Origin of the sequence: Pseudoroseomonas ludipueritiae (assembly GCF_014490445.1) — a bacterium.
GTDB classification, from domain to species: Bacteria; Pseudomonadota; Alphaproteobacteria; order Acetobacterales; family Acetobacteraceae; genus Pseudoroseomonas; species Pseudoroseomonas ludipueritiae.
The window spans coordinates 1-1905 of the sequence record NZ_JACTUZ010000313.1 but is presented as its reverse complement, the minus strand read 5'-3'; the positions used below and the strand labels follow the sequence as shown (position 1 = coordinate 1905).

General features: G+C 73.1%; 3 protein-coding genes. 2 read left to right on the top strand and 1 reads right to left on the bottom strand.

The features are described 5' to 3' along the window. Both apbC and IBL25_RS25935 read left to right on the top strand, forming a co-directional pair. Positions 1-887 (top strand): iron-sulfur cluster carrier protein ApbC (gene apbC / locus IBL25_RS25940; RefSeq protein ID WP_238940679.1); only part of this gene is annotated, 887 nt, incomplete at its 5' end. A 5-nt stretch (positions 888-892) separates the two neighbouring features. Next, positions 893-1594 carry a DJ-1/PfpI family protein gene (locus IBL25_RS25935; protein ID WP_187781318.1) on the top strand — a complete coding sequence of 234 codons (702 nt, stop codon included), beginning with the start codon at positions 893-895 and terminating at the stop codon, positions 1592-1594. A 10-nt stretch (positions 1595-1604) separates the two neighbouring features. Here the strand turns inward: IBL25_RS25935 and IBL25_RS25930 are convergent. Continuing rightward, the coding region (locus tag IBL25_RS25930) for a PfkB family carbohydrate kinase (RefSeq protein WP_238940678.1) at positions 1605-1905 on the bottom strand (301 nt) is incomplete at its 5' end.

Here is a 1905-nt window from a genome sequence, read left to right as displayed (position 1 = left end):
CCGCCCAGGGCCATGCGGGCCACGGCCATGGCGCCCCGCCGCCGGGCACGGCGCGCGCCAGCCGCCCGCCTCCGGGCCAGGGGGCGATGCTGCTGCCGGGGGTGAAGTCCATTGTCGCCGTGGCCTCTGGCAAGGGCGGCGTGGGCAAGTCCACCACGGCGGTCAACCTGGCCGTCTCCCTGGCGGCCGAGGGGCTGAGGGTCGGGCTGCTGGATGCCGATATCTATGGCCCTTCCCTGCCCCAGATGCTGGGTACGCGGGAGCGGCCGCGCGCCGCCGATGGCCGCATCGCGCCGATCCCGGCCTGGGGGCTCAAGGCCATGTCCATCGGCTTCCTGGTGGAGGAGGAGGCGCCGATGGTCTGGCGCGGCCCCATGGTGATGGGCGCGCTGGAGCAGATGCTCGGCCAGGTGGACTGGGGCGAGCTGGACGTGATGGTGGTGGACATGCCCCCCGGCACCGGTGACGCGCAATTGACCATGAGCCAGCGCGTGCCGCTGGCTGGCGCCGTCATTGTCTCCACCCCGCAGGACGTGGCGCTGATCGATGCCCGGCGCGGCATCCGCATGTTCGAGAAGGTGAACGTGCCGGTGCTGGGGCTGATCGAGAACATGTCCTATTTCTGCTGCCCCAACTGCAACCACCGGGCCGAGATCTTCGGCCATGGCGGCGCGCGGGCGGAGGCGGAGCGGATGGGCGTGGAATTCCTGGGCGAGCTGCCGTTGAAGCTGGCCATCCGGGAACTGGCCGATGCCGGCACGCCGATCGCCGTCGCACGGCCGGAGAGCGAGGAAGCGCAAAGCTACCGCGCCATGGCCCGGCGTTTGCGCGATAAGCTGCAGCAAGGCGCGGCGACCCCCGCCATGCCGCGATTCGTGGTGGAGTGAAGCGCGTGTCCGACACCGGCCTGCAGATCGGCTTCCTGATCTTTCCCCGCATGACGCATCTGGACTTCGCCGGGCCCTGGGAGGTGCTCTCCCGCCTGCCCGGCGCCACGCTGCATGTGGTGGCGAAGGACCTGGCGCCGGTGGAGGGCAGCGGCCTGAAGGTGCTGCCGACGGTGACGCTGGAGCACTGCCCGCAGCTCGACCTGATCTGCGTCCCCGGCGGCCCCGGCCACCTGGAGGCCATGGAGGACGAGGCGGTGCTGCATTTCCTGCGGCAGCAGGAGATCGGCTGCCGCTTCCTGACCTCCGTCTGCACCGGGGCGCTGGTGCTGGCGGCGGCGGGGCTGCTGCATGGCTTCAAGGCCACCACCCACTGGGCCTCGCACGACCGGCTGGCCGCCTTCGGCGCCGAGCCCGAGAAGGCGCGGGTGGTGGTGGACCGCAACCGCATCACCGGCGGCGGCGTCACCGCCGGCATCGACTTCGCGCTGACCCTGCTGGCGGCCTTGCAGGGCGAGACCTTCGCGCGGCAGGTGCAGCTCGGCCTGGAATACGCGCCCGAACCCCCCTTCCCCGGCGCGGGCTCGCCCGATGAAGCCGAGCCCGCCGTGCTGGAAGCGGCGCGGGCGCAGGCGGCGGATTACCGCGCCCGCATGGCGGAGGTGGATGCGCGGGCGGTGAAGCGGCTGTCCCGCGTCACGCTCTGACCGCGCGTCCTTAGGCGGAAGCCAGCAGCGCTTCCGTCTCCGCCGCCGTGGGCATGGCGGTGGCCGCGCCTTCCCGCCCTACGGCAAGGGCGGCGGCGGCGCTGGCGCGGCGCATGGCGGCGGGCAGGTCCTGACCGGCATCCAGCGCGGCGGCCAGCGTGCCGCACCAGCAATCCCCGGCGCCGGTGGTATCCACCGCCAGGGCCTGGAAGGCAGGCTGGTGATGCGTGCCGGCGGCCGTCGCGGCCTCGGAACCCTGCTCGCCCCGCGTCACCACCACGTCGATGCCGAGCGCGCCGCGCAGCGCCGCC